The sequence below is a fragment of the Actinotignum timonense genome (assembly GCF_900155575.1).
Classification (GTDB): Bacteria; Actinomycetota; Actinomycetes; order Actinomycetales; family Actinomycetaceae; genus Actinotignum; species Actinotignum timonense.
Map to the genome: position 1 here is coordinate 1,674,989 of NZ_LT706966.1, position 16,001 is coordinate 1,690,989.

At 62.0% G+C, this 16,001-nt stretch carries 12 protein-coding genes and 1 tRNA gene; 9 read left to right on the plus strand and 4 right to left on the minus strand.

The window, feature by feature from the left end; translation table 11 throughout:
- Positions 1-107 precede the first annotated feature (107 nt).
- From CZ322_RS07120 to CZ322_RS07135, 4 genes are all read left to right on the plus strand, one after another.
- Positions 108-782: a hypothetical protein gene (locus tag CZ322_RS07120; protein WP_143231880.1), complete on the plus strand. Its 675-nt coding sequence runs from the start codon at positions 108-110 to the stop codon at positions 780-782.
- On the plus strand, positions 782-2,476 hold the full coding sequence (locus CZ322_RS07125) for a Y-family DNA polymerase (RefSeq protein WP_087070747.1): 1,695 nt from the start codon (positions 782-784) through the stop codon (positions 2,474-2,476). The genes CZ322_RS07120 and CZ322_RS07125 overlap by 1 nt, the downstream gene beginning before the upstream one ends.
- A gap of 2 nt (positions 2,477-2,478) precedes the next feature.
- Positions 2,479-5,730: an error-prone DNA polymerase gene (locus CZ322_RS07130; protein ID WP_087070748.1), complete on the plus strand. Its 3,252-nt coding sequence runs from the start codon at positions 2,479-2,481 to the stop codon at positions 5,728-5,730.
- A gap of 153 nt (positions 5,731-5,883) precedes the next feature.
- Complete coding sequence (locus CZ322_RS07135) at positions 5,884-6,348, plus strand: hypothetical protein (protein ID WP_180948616.1); 465 nt, start codon at positions 5,884-5,886, stop codon at positions 6,346-6,348.
- On the opposite strand, the gene CZ322_RS07140 is transcribed toward CZ322_RS07135, so the two are convergent.
- Positions 6,345-7,397, minus strand: a complete 1,053-nt coding sequence (locus tag CZ322_RS07140; protein WP_087070749.1) for a GNAT family N-acetyltransferase — start codon at positions 7,395-7,397, stop codon at positions 6,345-6,347. The two genes, CZ322_RS07135 and CZ322_RS07140, sit on opposite strands and share 4 nt — an antisense overlap.
- Positions 7,398-7,567: 170 nt before the next feature.
- Positions 7,568-9,592, minus strand: a complete 2,025-nt coding sequence (locus tag CZ322_RS07145) for a M3 family metallopeptidase (RefSeq protein ID WP_234984498.1) — start codon at positions 9,590-9,592, stop codon at positions 7,568-7,570.
- 249 nt (positions 9,593-9,841) lie between these two features.
- On the opposite strand from CZ322_RS07145, the gene CZ322_RS07150 reads away from it, so the two are divergent.
- Positions 9,842-9,926, plus strand: a tRNA-Leu gene (locus CZ322_RS07150).
- Positions 9,927-10,067: 141 nt separating this feature from the next.
- Positions 10,068-10,478, plus strand: coding sequence for a hypothetical protein (locus CZ322_RS07155; RefSeq protein WP_087070750.1), 411 nt, complete (start codon positions 10,068-10,070; stop codon positions 10,476-10,478).
- 6 nt (positions 10,479-10,484) lie between these two features.
- On the opposite strand, the gene CZ322_RS07160 is transcribed toward CZ322_RS07155, so the two are convergent.
- Complete coding sequence (locus CZ322_RS07160) at positions 10,485-11,441, minus strand: aldo/keto reductase (protein WP_087070751.1); 957 nt, start codon at positions 11,439-11,441, stop codon at positions 10,485-10,487.
- 184 nt (positions 11,442-11,625) lie between these two features.
- Here CZ322_RS07160 and CZ322_RS07165 point away from each other — a divergent pair, with 184 nt between their 5' ends.
- Both CZ322_RS07165 and CZ322_RS07170 read left to right on the plus strand, forming a co-directional pair.
- The gene (locus tag CZ322_RS07165; RefSeq protein WP_087070752.1) at positions 11,626-12,447 is read left to right on the plus strand and encodes an undecaprenyl-diphosphate phosphatase; all 822 of its coding nucleotides are present in this window, start codon (positions 11,626-11,628) and stop codon (positions 12,445-12,447) included.
- Positions 12,448-12,571: 124 nt separating this feature from the next.
- Complete coding sequence (locus tag CZ322_RS07170; protein WP_087070753.1) at positions 12,572-13,840, plus strand: hypothetical protein; 1,269 nt, start codon at positions 12,572-12,574, stop codon at positions 13,838-13,840.
- Positions 13,841-13,932: 92 nt separating this feature from the next.
- On the opposite strand, the gene CZ322_RS07175 is transcribed toward CZ322_RS07170, so the two are convergent.
- Positions 13,933-14,754, minus strand: coding sequence for a RecB family exonuclease (locus CZ322_RS07175; RefSeq protein WP_026429313.1), 822 nt, complete (start codon positions 14,752-14,754; stop codon positions 13,933-13,935).
- A gap of 64 nt (positions 14,755-14,818) precedes the next feature.
- Between CZ322_RS07175 and CZ322_RS07180 the strand changes: the two genes are divergently transcribed.
- A complete protein-coding gene (locus CZ322_RS07180; protein ID WP_234984499.1) occupies positions 14,819-15,970 on the plus strand; it encodes a tRNA (adenine-N1)-methyltransferase in 1,152 nt (383 codons plus the stop codon).
- Positions 15,971-16,001 lie beyond the last annotated feature (31 nt).

Below are 16,001 nucleotides of genomic sequence, written 5' to 3' on the forward strand. Positions count from 1 at the left end.
TGGGATTAGCCGGTTCGCAACCGCAGGTACAACCGCAGTCGGGCGGGAGCAGCTGGGATCTCCCACCGGAAATTTCTCAACTTTTCCCGCGGGGCTTAGCCCCGGGGATGACTCTCGGAGTTAGCGGTTCGCGCATTGCGCTGGCCTTGGTGGCCTCCCTGGTAAGTGCGCAAGGTGCGTGGTGCATCTACCTGGGGATGCCTGATATGGGGTGGGAAGCCTGCGCCGGTTTAGGTAGTGATCTCAATCGGATTGTTACTATTCCCTACCTCCCGCCGGCCCGGAGCGGGGCGGCGCTTTCGGCCGCTATTGATCTTTTTGACGTGGTGATTGTGGGAAGCGCGCTGCGCCTGGATACGCGGGAGCAGCGCCGGCTCGCGCAGCGGGCACGTAACCGGGAAACTCTGCTTATTGCGGAAAATTGGCAGGTGCGGGATCGGGTGCAGGCGCGCTATGAATCGGTGACGGGCCCGGCCAGCGGAAGCGGGCATATCGCACATATCACCGTGGAACTCCGTTCCGCGCGCGGCGCGCGCCTGCGGATTGCGTGGGATGCTACCGGCTGGCATCCGGCCGCGGGCCTGCGGGCGGTGCCATCTGCACGCGAAGCTGCTCCGGCTTTGAATGAGGTTGCCCCGGTTCTGAATGAGGTCGCTCCGGCTATGCACGGTGTCGCTTCGCGCCGCGCGGTGCCCGAGCGCCGGATCCCGGGTGACCAGGCTCCTGGAACCGAGCTTCGTTTGGTACCGGTTACCGATGCGCGGGGGAGGCGTGGGGAATAATGCGCCAGGCAACAGTCTGGGTTCCTCACTGGCCCATTATCGCGGCGGAGATGGCGGGGATTGTGAGCAGAGAAAATCCCGTCGCGGTCGTGGAGCATCACCGGGTGGCCAGCCTCAATATCTGGGCCTGGCAGAAAGGCGCCCGGGTGGATATGCCCATCCGGCAGCTGCAATCTCTCGTCCCGCAATGCACCGTTATTCAACGGGATGGGGCGCGTGAGCTACGTTTCTTCGACCCGGTGCTACGCGCTATCTCCAATCGAGTGGCGCGTTTCTCGATGCTGGAACCGGGAGTGGTTATCTTTTCAGCCGCGGGCCCGGCACGCACCGCAGGCGGAGAAGAACGCCTATGCGAAAGCATTGTGGGGGATATCGTTGATGCCGCCGGGTGTGAGGCCCGGGTTGGAATCGCGGAAGGAACCCTTCCTAGCCTATGGGCGGCGCGCACCTCGCGCATTATCGCTCCGGGTGCTTCCGAACAAGTATTGGCCAGCCAACCGATCTCGCTTTTCCTTCTTACCGCAACGTCAGCAACCCGCCCCGCGCTCCGCGATTGCGTGGAACTACTTCATGACTTGGGGATTACCACTATCGCGGATGTTATCGGGCTGGGGCAGCGCTCCCTCGTCACGCGTTTCGGGAATATCGGGCAATACCTGTGGGATCTGGCCACAGCGCGCACCCTACCCGCACACGAAGCCACCTCGGATACCCGTGATATATCCGTGGTAGCTACCTTTGATCCGCCCCTGAGCCACGCGGAACACGCGGCTTTTGCCGCGCGTAATCTCGCCGGGCAACTCGAAACAAAAATGCGTGCCGGTGCGGCTGGCTCCGCCCGCCTGGATATTCGGGCGAGCGTCGCCTCCGGAGAAGTAATGACACGCAGCTGGCACCTCGAACTCCTCACCCAAGAAGATGTGGTGGATCGGGTGCGGTGGCAAATCTCCGCCTGGATAGCACAGCCGCGTGAGGCCAGCGAAGCTCCAGCGGAAACCCGCGGAGGTATTACCCAACTAGAGCTGATCGCCCGGGATATTACCCCCGCGGGCAATCATCCGGCGCCCCTCTGGGGTGCGCGCACCACCAGCGATGCGGCAGCCGCGCGCGGGGCTCACCGCCTCCAAAGCCTCCTCGGTGAAGAATACGTGCGGGTGCCCCGCCGGGTGGGTGGGCGCCTCCCCGAAGAAGATATACAAGAAATCCCCTGGGGCCAGGCGGTAGATACCTCCCGGGCGGGGCTTCCCTGGCCGGGCCGGCTGCCCGAACCCGCCCCGGTACAGTTCCTGCGCACCCCCTATCCGGTGGCTGTGCTCTGTACCTGCGGGCAGCCACTTGCTATTGCCGCAACCACCGCACTGCACTGCCCAGGGGAGTGCCAGCGGCCCTTTCCGGCTACCATCCGCACGGCTTCCCGCACCGGCGCGGCTTTGCCCGCAAGGCACGATGCCTCACCCGCGGGCCATGCTGCCTCACCTGCGGGCAGCGCCGGTCCTCCTACCGCATCGCTCCGCGCGCTTTTCGGCGTGGAAGGCTCCCTCACGGTAGTCGACTACGCCGGTCCCTGGGTGAGTGAACAGCGCTGGTGGGCGCACCCTACCCGGCGCGCCTATATCCAAGCGGTCACCACCACCGGGGCGGTACTTCTCTATAGAGAACAGGAGCGCTGGTACCTTGCTGCCAGCTACATCTAGCCATGACCACTCTTATCACTAGCTCTCCCTATGTCCCGTATGCGGAACTGCATGCCCACTCGGCTTTCAGTTTTCTTGACGGAGCCAGCCTGCCCGAAGACCTCGTGCAAGGCTGCCTGGATCTGCGTATCGAAGCCCTAGCCCTCACCGATCACGATGGTTTTCCCGGTGTTATGCAGCTCGCACAAGCCGGGCGAGATACCGGCCTCCCCACCATCACCGGCACCGAAATAACGCTGGATAGCACCCAGCCGCGCGAAGGCCCGGATCCGGAAGGTGGGCATCTTGTGTTCCTTGCCCGCACCCCGGCCGGATACCAGCACCTCTCCCGAGCTATCGGAACAGCCATGCTCGCCAGCGGTACAAAAGGAATCGCGCACCATACGCTGGCTCAGCTTGCCCGCAATAATGGCGATATTCTTGTCCTCACCGGCGGTTGCCGCAAAAGCACACTTCGCCGCATTCTTGACACCCAGCGCGGCAGTGAGGCCCGCCGCGCCGCCCGGCAAGAACTCGACCTCCTTATCAGCACCTTCGGGAAAGATAACGTCGTCGTGGAACTCACCTCCCACGCCGGGCCGCTTGACGCACAGCGATGCGATCTTCTCGAAGAACTGGCCCGGGAAACCGGAGTTCGCGCGGCGGTCACCGGAAACGTCCACTACGCGCATCCCGCCGACCGCCCGATTGCCGATATATTTGCTGCCACCCGGGCTCGCTGCACCCTCGATGAGATAGATCCCTACCTTCCCGCCGCCGGAGCCCATTTGCGCTCCGGCCACGACTGGCGCATCCTGCACCGCGGGCGCGAACGCTACCTGGAAGCCGCGGCCCGCATCGCCGAAGAATGCGCCTTTGACCTCTCCCTCGTCAAGCCGAATCTTCCCCCGTTCCCGGTACCGGAAGGCTATACCGAAGCCACCTGGCTGAGGGAACTGGTGCTGCGCAAAGCCCGCGAACGCTACGGAACACCGGCGGACTACCCGCGTGCCTGGGAAGTGATCGAGCACGAACTCGAGGTCATTACCCAGCTGGGTTTCCCCGGATATTTCCTCATCGTGGAAGAAATAGTGGCCTTTTGCCACTCTCGCAATATTTGGTGTCAGGGGCGCGGATCGGCCGCGAACTCCGCCGTATGCTTCGCCCTGGGAATTACCGCGGTCGATGCCGTGAAACACGCCATGCTTTTTGAACGGTTTTTATCCCCGGGGCGCTCGGGGCCACCCGATATCGACATCGACATCGAATCCTCACGCCGCGAAGAAGTCATCCAGCATGTGTACGAACGCTACGGGCGTTCTTGTGCTGCCCAGGTCGCCAATGTCATTTCCTATCGGCCCCGCTTTGCTATCAGAGATGTGGCGCGGGCCTTCGGATACCCGGAAGACCATATTGACCAATGGGCATCAGCATTCCACCATCGAAGTATCAGCCCGGGCGGCGGCGCCCAGCCCCAGCCCGCCGGGCTACCCGAACGTGTCGCCGCGCTGGCTACCCGGATACAGCAGCTCCCGCGGCATCTGGGAATCCACGCCTCCGGAATGGTGCTTTGTGACCGCCCGGTTATTGACGTATGCCCGGTGGGATGGGCCTCCAAACCGGGAAGAACAGTACTGCAATGGGATAAAGACGATTGCGCGACCGCCGGGCTCGTGAAATTCGATCTTCTCGGGCTCGGAATGCTCACCGCCTTGCGTATCAGCTTCACTGAACTCACTCGCCGCGGAATTCTCGCACCCAACGGCCAGCCCCTCGGTTTGCATAATGTACCCTCGGAAGATCCAGAGGTTTACGCACTCCTCCAAGCAGCCGATACCGTCGGAGTGTTCCAGGTGGAATCCCGCGCGCAAATCGCCACCCTGCCGCGCCTGAAACCCGAATGCTTCTACGATTTGGTTATCGAGGTGGCTCTTATTCGCCCCGGCCCCATTCAAGGTGGATCCGTCAATCCCTATCTGCGGCGCAAACAGGGGAAAGAAAAAGTGACCTATCCGCACCCGCTCCTGAAAAATGCGCTGGAAAAAACCCTGGGGGTGCCGCTTTTCCAAGAACAACTTATGCATATTGCCATTGACGCCGCGGGCTTCACACCCGCACAAGCCGACCAGCTCCGCAAGGCCATGGGCTCGAAACGCTCCGCTGCCCGCATGGAACGCCTGCGCGGTCAACTCATGGAAGGCATGGAAAAACAGGGGATAACTGATCCGGAGGTGCGCGCAGAGATCTATGAGAAACTCGCGGCCTTCGCCGAATTCGGTTTCCCCGAATCCCACGCCTTTTCCTTCGCCTACCTCGTTTATGCTTCCGCTTGGCTGAAAGTTCACCACCCGGAAGAGTTCTATATGGGTTTGCTCAATGCGCAACCGATGGGCTTTTACTCCCCGCAATCCCTCGTTGCCGATGCGAGGCGGCATCACCTCGTGGTGCGGCGGGCAGATGTCACGCGTTCGCACGAACATGCCAGAGTGGAAGAACTACCCGATACGCAAGATCGTCCGAAACGGGAACACCCGCGTATCCACGTGGATAGCCACCGCTACCTCCAGCTCGGGCTCAGCAGTATCAAAGGCCTCGGGAATGCGGCCATACAGCGAATCCTCACGGCCCGCGCCCGCGCGCCCTTCCGCGACCTCGCTGACCTAGCGCAGCGTGCCCGGCTAAAAACAGCAGATATCGAGATTCTTTCCCGCGCCGGAGCTACAGACAGTTTGGGGGTGAGCCGGCGGGAAGGCGTCTGGATTGCCCAAGCAGTGAGCAATGCTGAGGTAGTACACGGAACCACATATCAACCTGCGATCCCCGGAACCGAACCTTTCGGTGCGGTGCCCGAGCTCCCGGAACTCACCGCCGTGGAACAGGCCCATGCGGACCTGCGCGCCACCGGAATTTCTCCCGATTCCTACCCGACGCAATTCATTCGCCCAGCACTCACCGCGCGCGGAATTCTCACGGTTACCGCGGCATCCACCCATCCTGAAAAAAGCAGGTGCAAAGTGGCCGGACTGGTTACCCACCGCCAGCGGCCCCATACCGCGAAAGGAATCACCTTCCTCAACCTTGAAGATGAAACCGGGATGCTCAACGTCCTTATCACCCCGCAGCTATGGGAACGCTATCGGGAGATTGCGCGCACCTCGAACGCCCTGGTGATCCGCGGGATGGTCGAACGCGATGGCGGAGCCGCTGTTTTCCACGCCGATGGAATCGAAGCTATCCCGCTCGGGATCAACCTTCCCTCCCGGGATTTCCGATAGCCGCGCGATAAAGCTGGTGGCTCGGAAGCAGCGGCGTCGTCGCTTAAAACCTCTTAGCGAAAAGAACGCAACCGGCCGCGAACAATCGATACGATAACGGAAGTTGCTCTCGACCTGGAGCATCATCCGCACAGAATCTGGAGGCACAAGGTTATGGGTAAATATCGGGCACTGTTGCGGCTTGCGCGTCGGATCGGCCCCGCCATCGTTTTCGTGATCACGCGTTACGGACCGCAACTGCGCGCCCTCATCCGCGAGAACCCGCAGATCGCTTCCAAACTCCAGGACCGCATGCATCAACTTGCCGGAAAAAAGCCGAATGAGCGGGACGCGCACAGCCTCAGCGGCCGTATCGAGATCCTCAAAGAACACGTTACCTATCTCTACGCCTCGGCCAACACCGCTGATATTGCCGAAAAAGCCGCGGCGTGGCGCGCCGAACTCGACTCCATCGAACGGGCCATCCCCGTCCTCGATGCCATGGCCCGCGCGCAGCGGCTTACGGAACGGCGCAGGCTCTCCAAACGGATCGACGTGCTATCCCAACAGATTCTCTCCGCCAGCCTCAGCGATTACATTGAAGACGCCATTATTGACGACGACGGGAGTGCGAGCTAATCGCGCGGGGAGAGCCCCAAAGCTCGCGGGATATCCGGATTGAAGAAATTCGGGCCCTTGAGAACCTTGCCGTCCTCCCGGTAAATCGGCCGCCCGTCCGCCCCGAGCTTCGATAAATTCGAGGCCTGCACCTCGGCGAGCACATCGGCCATGGGAATTCCCAGTTCCAAGGCCATCCCGTAAATCACGTACACCAAATCCGCGAGCGCATCAGAAATCTCAACGATATCTCGGGTTTCGTCATCAAGATCAACAGCCCGTGCGAAAGCCGCGCTCACCTGTTCACCGGCCGCCTTCCCGTAGGCGGCCGTCACCAATTCGGTAAATTCCTCCGCGATAAGGGACATACGCATCGGCAGGCGCGGCCGATCCGCTTTCGGCCCGTCGGTGACAATAGGAAGCGCGTACGTTTCGTGGAATTGGCGCACCAAATCCTCTGGGCGGCGCGGATCGGGAAAAGCCGGATGCTTCTCACCGGGGCCAAACCAGGCGTGCGCGGGCTCCATGGCATCCCCGCGCTGGAGAGTGGCCTGGAACAAGCCGTAAACCTCGCCCTTATTCACCGTGACAGCCGGGCGGATACCGATGAAAGAAAAACCGAGCTTCCAGGCGACCTTCGCCGAAGCCCAATTGATATCCGAACCCTGCACTTCGCAATCCCAGTGCATTGCCGCCAGATTGGTCTTATCGAAGAAATATTCCAGGACGGTGCGCACCGCCTCCGTCACCATCCCGGTATTGCGAGCCTCTTTGGCGGCCCAAAAACCGAGCCGGCCGACGCGCCCGTTTCCCGTCACATCCACCTGCACGCAGCCCAGCGGGGCGGATTCCGGCCCGCGGCGGATCAACCACACCGGCGAACCTTCTGCCCACTTCTGCGGCGCGAACTCAGTGATGAACGCTTGGGCATCCGAGCGTGAATAGCCGGCCGGGATCGTGGTCCAACGTTGAATATCCGGGTCCGCGCAGATGGTGGCCAGCGCGGTTTCATCCGCGGGGCGCGGAGCGCTAAGAAAGTACGACGGCGTGGTTAGTGTGAACTCCTGCATGGCTTTAGTGTACGCAGGCCAGCAAGCCTACAAAAACGCGAGGCCCGAACCACCACACAGTTCGGGCCTCGCGCCAGCTCCAGGGCGCCTTTTCAGGCGCCCTCCGATGCGGCCCCTAGGGCATCACCGTGGTGCTGCAAAGGCCGCCAAGCTCAGGGCTCGCGCAGTACTTAGCTCTCCAGCAGTCCGTGCCGCTTGAGCAGCGCGGTGGCATCCACATCCCGCCCGAGCAACGCCGCGAAGGACTCCTTCGGATCACGCGAATTACCCCGCGCGAGCACCTCGCGGCGCAACTTCTCGCCAGCCTGGCGATTCAAGCCAAGATCGCCCTCGCGTGCGGCGTCGTTCTGGAACCACGCCACCGTATCCGCATCCAGAGCCTCGCACCAGGTGTAGGAGTAGTACCCGGCAGAATACCCACCGGAGAAAACGTGGTTGAAGTAGGCGCTACGGTACCGCGGGGGCACCAGGTCATGCTGCACACCCGTGGCCCGCAAAGCCTTCTCCTCGAAAGCTTCGAAGTCCGCGGGACTTGCCGGCACGTCGGCTTCACCGAGGCGATGCCAGGCCTGATCCAAAAGCACCGCCTGCTCGATTTCGCACATGCGGAAGCCGGCCCCGTAGCCGCGCGACGCAACAAGCGCCTCGGTTTGGGCTGCGGGCAGCACCTCACCGGTCTGGTAGTGGCGCGCGTACCGCGAGAGCACCTGCGGGTGCCGGGCCCAAATCTCATTGACCTGGGAGGGGTATTCCACAAAATCACGCGGAACATTCGTTCCGGCCACCGAGGGCCAGCGCACATCGGAGAGGAAACCGTGCAGCGCGTGCCCGAATTCATGGAAAGCAGTTTCCACTTCGTCCCAGCTCAGCAAGGTGGGCTCGCCGGGAGCCGGCTTGGTGATATTGAGGTTATTGCAGATGACCGAAGCGGGGGAGCCCTCCGCGGACTTCTGCACGATAGCGTGCATCCACGCGCCCCCGCGCTTACCGGGCCGCGCGTAGTAATCACCCAGGAAGTAGCCGAGGAAAGTGCCGTCCTCTTCGGCAACCTTCCACACGATCACGTCATCGGTGTACCCGTGTTCTTCAGTGCGGGTGAAAGTCAGGCCGTAGAGCCTATTGGCCGCGTAGAAAACACCTTTCTCCAGCACGTTATCGAGTTCGAGATACGGGGTGAGGGCCTCGTCATCAATGCTGAACTTTTCAGCGCGCGCCTGATTCTGGGCCCGCACCCAATCGCTGGCGGTGAAGCTCTCCTTCCCCCAGCGTTCCTTGACGAAGGCGGCCAGCTCCTCAGCTTCGGCAGCAACATTGCGGGCAATGGGCGCCATCATGGGGGAGAGGAGCGCATCGATATTTTCCAGCGTCCCGGCTGAAGAATTCGCGGCCACGTAGGCGGCATGGTTCGGGTAGCCAAGCAGCTTGGCGGCCCGGGCCCGCAACCGCACCAGTTCCAGAATGGACTCGCGGGTATCGGTGGCCGCGTCATGACCATCGCAACGCCGCAGGGACGCATCCAGGAGGCGGGCGCGGGCTGCGGCGTCGTCCAAATTATCCAGCAACGGCTGCTGGGTGGGCAGGCGCAGCGTGGCGAGATAAGCGGCCGAGCTATCCGCGGCGGCGGCCTCCCCGGCCAGGCCTTCGCGCTGCGAAGCGGACAGCCCGCTCAGTTCCGCCTCGGTGAACTCCACCGCGTCATCCAGACCGGCCTGCACGATACGCTGGCCGATCTCGGTTGAAAGCTCAGCCATGCGGTTATTGATAGCGGCCAGTTCGCCGCGCGCGGCTTCGTCGAGCCCGGCACCGGATTGTTGGCAGCGCTTGAGGTGCTCGCGGGCGGTATACGCGGTTTCCGGATCCAGATCCGCCTGGCACAGCTGCTCAAAACGCCGGTACAACCGCGGATCCATGTACAGCGCGTCCTCGTGCGCGGTCATCTTCGGGCTGAGCTCGGCCTCAACCCGATCCCACTCCGCCCCGCCAATCGAGGAACAATAGGTGTAGAAAATCGAGGCTTCTACCTCAAGCTCTGCGCCGGAGAGTTCAAAGGGGCGCAAGAAATTCTCAACGGTGGGCGCCTCGGTAACCTCGAGAAGAGAGGCGACGACGCCGCGCTGGTGCTCCATCAAATCAAGGACCGTGGCAAGTTGGGATGCCGGGGTCACATGCGAAAAATCAGGTAAGAGAGTACTCATAGGCTTAACGGTAGCGGGCCGGGCCGAACAAGTACCAGCACGGCCCGCAATCAAGGTGCCTGCACGGCCCGCGCTATAGGTACCGGCGTGGCCTGCGCTATAGGTACCCGCACGGCCCGCGCCAGAACCCGCGCCAGCCGTGCGTAAGTGGAATCACACCTGTTCCCGGCCGCATAATTTGAAAAAGCGGGCACTGGCCTGGTAGATTCTTCTCTGTTGCTCAGCACGGCGTGCTGAAGAACAATCACCGCGCGGGTGGCGGAATAGGCAGACGCGCTAGCTTGAGGTGCTAGTCCTCGTATAGAGGGTGGGGGTTCAAGTCCCCCTCCGCGCACGGTGAGAAAGCCCCGGAAATCTATGTTTCGGGGCTTTTCGCATGTCCGGGTGCATGCATGGCCGGCATCCAGCCCAATCGCGGGAATTCCAGCGCCGCTAAGGTTAGCGAATCACCTGCCTTTCGGGGTATTCTAGGGCCATGGCTACGAATCCGCGCGCTGCGCTTGACCGTCTCATCGGTGCTTTCGAGGATTTCCACCAGGCGGCTACTACCGCTGATGACCCGGAAGCTCCGGCGGTGCTGGAAGCCGCCGATAAGCTGGCGGATGCCTACACCATTTACGATGACGTCATCTTCACGAATTTCGATGTCGAAACACCGCTGGATGTTTTCGATAGCGATAGTGACGATTTCTACGACGATGATGACGATTCTGAGGACTACCTCTACGACACCGATGATTATGACGATCTGGACGACGATGATGACGATTCAGACGACGATTACGATGACGATGAGGATGATGAGGACGATTACCCCGGCCTCGATGACGAAGACGACGAAGGCGACGACGCGGATGAGGCCGACGCCGCCGCTTCTCGCGCCTAAGACGGGCTAAGAAATATCGTTAAGCGCCTCGATCACCAGATCAGGCAGCTCTTCGCCACCCGCGAGGTTTCCCCCGAGCAGGCTGGTTAACTGGCTGGCGGTGCGCGCGCCTACCAGGGCGGCGCTCACCGGGGTGGCCAGGAGCCAGCCCAGGGCAACCTCGGCGGGGTTCCAATTTAGGCCCTCGGCGGCTTTCGCCACCGCCTCCACAATCCGGCGCGGTCCCTCATCCAAATAGGGCGCCACAAAGGCGGCCAAATGATCGGAGGCCGCTCGCGAAGTTGCCGGGATGGCATGCCGATATTTCCCGGTAAGCACACCCCGCCCGAGGGCCGAGGTGGCAAGCAGCCCGATCCCCATGGCCTCGCACATCGGCAGCATGGCTGTTTCAACACTCCGCTCCACCAGGGAATACTCTTCTTCCACCACGGTGAGAGCAGGTAGGTGGCGTTCGCGCAGCAGGGTTTGCATAGCCGCAACCCGCCAGGGCGCATATCCCGATACCCCGATATAGCGTGCCTTACCCCGCATCACCAGCCCGGCCAGGGCGAGCGCAGTTTCCTCATCCGGGGTGATGCCATCGGGGCCACCGGCCACTGCAATATCCACGGTGGCGATGCCGAGGCGGGCGAGGGATGCGTCAAGGGAACGTGCAATCCCGGCCCGCGCCACGCTATAGCTGGGACCGCTCGGATTATCGAGGAAACCTACGCGGGTGCAGATGGTGAGCTGCGAGCGAGCGGCGTCGTCGCCGAAAAAAGAGCTGAGCAAGGAGCCGAGCAGTGCTTCTGCCGCACCGTCACCGAAAGCCGGTGAGGTGTCCACGAGGGTGCCGCCGGCGTCAAGAAAGGCGCGCAATTGCCCGCGGGCCTCCTCCTCATCGGTATCGCGACCCCACGTGAGCGTTCCCAAGCCGAGCGCGGATACAAGAAGCCCGCTGGCACCAACCGCACGATAATCCATGACTCCACTCTAAACCACCGCGCCGGACCAGAGCTGGACCAGAACCGAATCAGAGCCGAATCAGAACCGGACCAGAACCGGGCCAGGGCCGCACTAGTGCCGCCGCACTTCGCCGGGGCGCGCTGCCAGTTCCGCCCGGACGCCTCACCGCGCCGCCGCGCCCCGCCCGCTATGCTTAGTCCCCGTGGGTTATCTAGAAGCAGCCATTCTTGGGCTCGTGCAAGCGCTAACGGAATTTTTGCCGATTTCTTCTTCGGCGCATATCCGCATTGTCGGTGATCTTTTCGGGTGGGGCGATCCTGGTGCGGCTTTCACCGCGATTATTCAGCTGGGCACCGAAGCCGCGGTGCTGTGCTACTTCTGGAAAGACATCGTGCGCATTATCCGGAAGTGGTTGTACTCGTGGACCGGGCGGGTGGCGCGCACGGACGCGGATGTGCGCATGGGCTGGGTCGTTATTATCGGCACGCTTCCTATCGGCCTCCTCGGCCTGCTTTTCGCGGACACCATCGAAACGTCGCTACGTAATCTCTATATCACCGCGGCCGTGCTCGCGCTATTCGCGATTTTCCTCGGGTTGGCCGACCGCTGGGCGAGCCAGCGCAAAGACCTGCGCGATATGAGCTATCGCGACGGTTTGCTCCTCGGTTTCGGGCAGGCTCTCGCGCTGATTCCGGGGGTATCGCGTTCAGGCGGCACGATTACCACCGGCCTGCTCCTCGGCTATACCCGCGAGGCGGCGGCGCGGGTATCCTTCCTCATGGCGGTGCCGGCGGTGCTGCTCTCGGGCTTCTACCAGCTGATCAAATACGCCGGTGACGCCTCGATTCCGGCCGGGCCCACGATTCTTGCCACGGCGATTTCTTTCGTTTTGGGGTACGCGGTGATCGTGTGGTTCTTGCGTTTGGTGTCCACGCGTTCGTACCTGCCTTTCGTGATCTATCGCTTGGTGCTGGCCGCGCTTGTGGTGGTGTTGCTCGGCACCGGCGTGCTCTCTGTTTTTTAACGACGACGCCGCAACGGCTCGCCCCGCTGCTGCTGTTCCCTGAGGGCGAGCGGCGTACTGGGTAGACTGTGCGTGGGTTCCTCACGTGGAGGACCCGCGAAGTAGGAGACTAACGGATAACCAGATGGAGACTTGGACACGCCCAGAGGTACCACAGCTGGGGTTCACCCCGGACCTCAACCTGTACGATTCCGATAATGAGGAGATTTGCCGGGTGGAAACGCGGCAACCTACCCTCTACACCTGCGGTATCACACCCTACGATGCCACTCACCTGGGGCATGCTTTTACTTACGTGAGTGCCGATACCCTGGTGCGGTACTGGCTGGCCGCGGGCTTTCCGGTTCACTACGCCCAAAACATCACGGATATTGACGACCCGCTTTTTGAACGCGCGGAGCAAACCCGGGTGGATTGGCGCGAACTAGCTGATTCTCAAGTAGCGCTTTTCCGTTCCGATATGGATGCTTTGCGGGTTGTTCCGCCCAGGAACTGGATTGCGGTCTCCGAGATTTTGGATGAGGCGGAGGCGGTGGTCCGCGATTTTGAGGCGCGTGGACTGGCGTACCGTTTGCCCAATGGGGACGGCTCGGAAGATATCTATGTTGATCTCACCCGCGATCCGAGTTTCGCCGCCGCGCCTGTTTTCGAGTACTTGGATCTGGAGCGGATGTTCGATGAACACGGTGGGGATTCCACCCGTCCAGGTAAGCGCCGCACCCTTGACCCGCTGGTGTGGAAAGGCGTGCGTGGCAATGATTTCCGGCCGGCGGGGGAGAAGCCCGGGTTCTGGCGGCCGGGCTGGCATGTGGAATGCGCGCTGATAGCCCGTACCTACCTGGGTGAACATATCACCGTGCAGGCTGGTGGGCGTGATCTGCTCTTCCCGCACCACGAGATGAGCGAAAGCCATTTGCGGGAGATGACGGGTGACCGCGGCCGGGTGGATATTCACTTCCACGTGGGAATGGTGGCCTACCAGGGTGAAAAAATGTCCAAGTCGCTGGGCAATCTGGTCCGGGTTTCGGAGCTGACCGCTGCTGGTGCGCATCCGAGCGCGATTCGCCTGGTGCTCCTGGCCAATCATTACCGTTCCGATTGGGAATACCAGGCGAGTGCGCTTGAGCGGGCCGAAGCTCGCTTGGAAGCCTGGCAGCAGGCAGCCCGCAGCGCGCTCGGAAAGTCCGCAGCCGCTGGGCCGGGCGATAATACGGCCGCGGAGTCTGAGCTGGTTCCCACCTGCCGGGCGCTCATCGAGGCTATTTCGGATGACCTGGACACCCCGCAAGCCCTGCACATCCTGGATGAGTGGGCGGCATCCGGAGCACCCGATGCGGCGCAAGTGGTGCGCGCGGTGGATGCACTCCTGGGTATCCAGTTACTTTCCGACTAATCGGGGGCCAGAGCCTGAGGTAGGTGCGTCAGGCAAGCGCGAGCGGCATCCAATGTGGCGTTCGCTGTGCCAATGCACCCTGGGCGCATGCGCTAACTATGTGCCGTGCGCATCTGCTCCACCCCCTCCGTGCTGAGCGGCGGGGGAGTTCCGCCGTAGGCCGGGCAGATCTGCTGGAAATAGCACCAATCGCACAGGCGGGAGGTGCGCGGTTCGAATTCCCCGGAATCCAGGCGCGCGGCAATATCCCGCCAGGTTTCCTCCAGATCCATGGCGATACGCCGGGTATCTTCCGGGAGGGGATCATAGGTGAGAGTGCGCCCATCCTTGAGGTAAACAAGCTGAGTGCGGGCCGGGCGCTGCCCTTCCGTCAATTCCAAAAGCAGCGCATAAAAACGCATCTGGTAGAGAGCTTCGTTCTGGTAGCGCGGATGCGGAGACTTCCCGGTTTTATAATCCACCACCCGCAAGGCCCCATCGGGAGCCGCATCGATACGATCCACGATTCCGCGCAGGGCCAAACCGGAGGGCAGGCGGGCATTGATGAATTTTTCCCGATCCCGCGGCGCCAAAAACCGCGGATTCTCCATATGGAAATAATTGCTAATAAGCGCGCGAGCCTGTTCCAGCCATTCCGAAAGCGCATCCGCCGACTCAAAAAGATCCGCATCCTGCGGGGACTTTTCCAGGTGCGCCTCCCAACGCGGCAGCAGGAGAGACTGAGCGTATTCTTCGGTGCGGGCTTGCTGCGGTGCGGCGTACAGGTACTCCAGAACCGAATGCACCAGGGTGCCGCGCAGCGCGGCGAGGGAGGGCGCTTCCGGGAGGCGATCCACACTTCGGAAACGGAAGAGCAGCGGGCACTGCTTGAAATCTTTGGCACGTGATGGTGATAGTGCGGCGTGACGAGTCATGCTTCCACTTTAACAACTCGCTACGACAGAAAAATCTGCCGGAAGGACAAACTACACTGGAGGAATGACACTACGACGAGGCCCCTTCCGCCCCGGTGAACGCGTGCAACTCACCGATCCCAAAGGGCGGCATTACACCATCAATCTCACGGTTGATGGCTATTTCCAGTCCACGCGCGGCTCTTTCCGCCACAGCGAGCTCATCGGGAAAGAGGAAGGCAGCCTCATCACCACCGAAGAAGGCCGTGAATTCCTCGCGCTGCGCCCGCTCCTGAGCGATTACGTGCTTTCCATGCCGCGTGGCGCCACCATTGTCTACCCGAAAGATGCGGCGCAAATCACCCACACTGCGGATATTTATCCGGGGGCACGGGTTTTTGAGGCCGGGGTCGGCTCCGGGGCTCTCTCCATTTCCCTGCTCCAAGCGGTAGGCCCTCAAGGTTTTCTTCTCAGCGCGGAACGCCGCCCGGAATTCGCGGAGATCGCGCAGGCCAACCTGGTGTCCTGGTGGGGGAGCCACCCGGAAAACTGGCAGGTGGAATGCGGGGAAGCGGCTGATATTTTGGCCGCTCACCCGGCCGGTTTTGATCGCGTTATCCTCGATATGCTCGCTCCCTGGGAAATCATTCCGGCGGCCGCGCAGGCTTTGGTCCCCGGTGGGGTTTTCCTCGCTTACGTTGCAACGACGACGCAGCTCTCCCGCTGCGCCGAAGATCTCAAAGCAACGGGACTTTTCACCGGCCCTGAAGCCAGTGAAACACTGGTGCGCAACTGGCATTTAGAGGGGCTCGCGGTGCGCCCCGATCACCGGATGGTCGCGCATACCGGCTTCCTTATTATGGCGCGCCGCCTAGCCGGGCCCACCCAGCTCACTCCGGCATCCCGCCCGGCCAAGGGCGCCTACGCCGAACCCATGCCCTGGGAAAACCCGGAAGCTGAACCGCTCCAGGAACGCCCGATTGCGGAAAAGAAACTTCGTAAAGTCCGCCGTGATCTAGCGCACCGGGCCGATGTGGAAGAAAGCGGGGTATCCACCCCGGGAGAACATTCCCGCCAGATAGCTGAGAAAATCGCGGCGGAAATCGCCGAACGTGAAGCCGAAAAGCGGCGGCAGGGCGAAGAGCCTCGGTACGCCGAAAAACAGCGGCAAGGCGCGGAAGCGGGGTACGCGGAAAAGTGGCGGGCAGCGGAGCCGGCACAGCACTTTGAGGACTAGTGACCTAACCGTGAGGGCACCGGGGATGCTA

Coding starts and splice junctions, on each gene's coding strand:
- CZ322_RS07130 (WP_087070748.1), top strand. CDS start 2,479: ATGACCACTCTTATCACTAGCTCTCCCTATGTCCCGTATGCGGAACTG.
- CZ322_RS07125 (WP_087070747.1), top strand. CDS start 782: ATGCGCCAGGCAACAGTCTGGGTTCCTCACTGGCCCATTATCGCGGCG.
- CZ322_RS07135 (WP_180948616.1), top strand. CDS start 5,884: ATGGGTAAATATCGGGCACTGTTGCGGCTTGCGCGTCGGATCGGCCCC.
- CZ322_RS07180 (WP_234984499.1), top strand. CDS start 14,819: ATGACACTACGACGAGGCCCCTTCCGCCCCGGTGAACGCGTGCAACTC.
- CZ322_RS07160 (WP_087070751.1), bottom strand. CDS start 11,441: ATGGATTATCGTGCGGTTGGTGCCAGCGGGCTTCTTGTATCCGCGCTC.
- CZ322_RS07155 (WP_087070750.1), top strand. CDS start 10,068: ATGGCTACGAATCCGCGCGCTGCGCTTGACCGTCTCATCGGTGCTTTC.
- CZ322_RS07175 (WP_026429313.1), bottom strand. CDS start 14,754: ATGACTCGTCACGCCGCACTATCACCATCACGTGCCAAAGATTTCAAG.
- CZ322_RS07140 (WP_087070749.1), bottom strand. CDS start 7,397: ATGCAGGAGTTCACACTAACCACGCCGTCGTACTTTCTTAGCGCTCCG.
- CZ322_RS07170 (WP_087070753.1), top strand. CDS start 12,572: ATGGAGACTTGGACACGCCCAGAGGTACCACAGCTGGGGTTCACCCCG.
- CZ322_RS07120 (WP_143231880.1), top strand. CDS start 108: ATGACTCTCGGAGTTAGCGGTTCGCGCATTGCGCTGGCCTTGGTGGCC.
- CZ322_RS07145 (WP_234984498.1), bottom strand. CDS start 9,592: ATGAGTACTCTCTTACCTGATTTTTCGCATGTGACCCCGGCATCCCAA.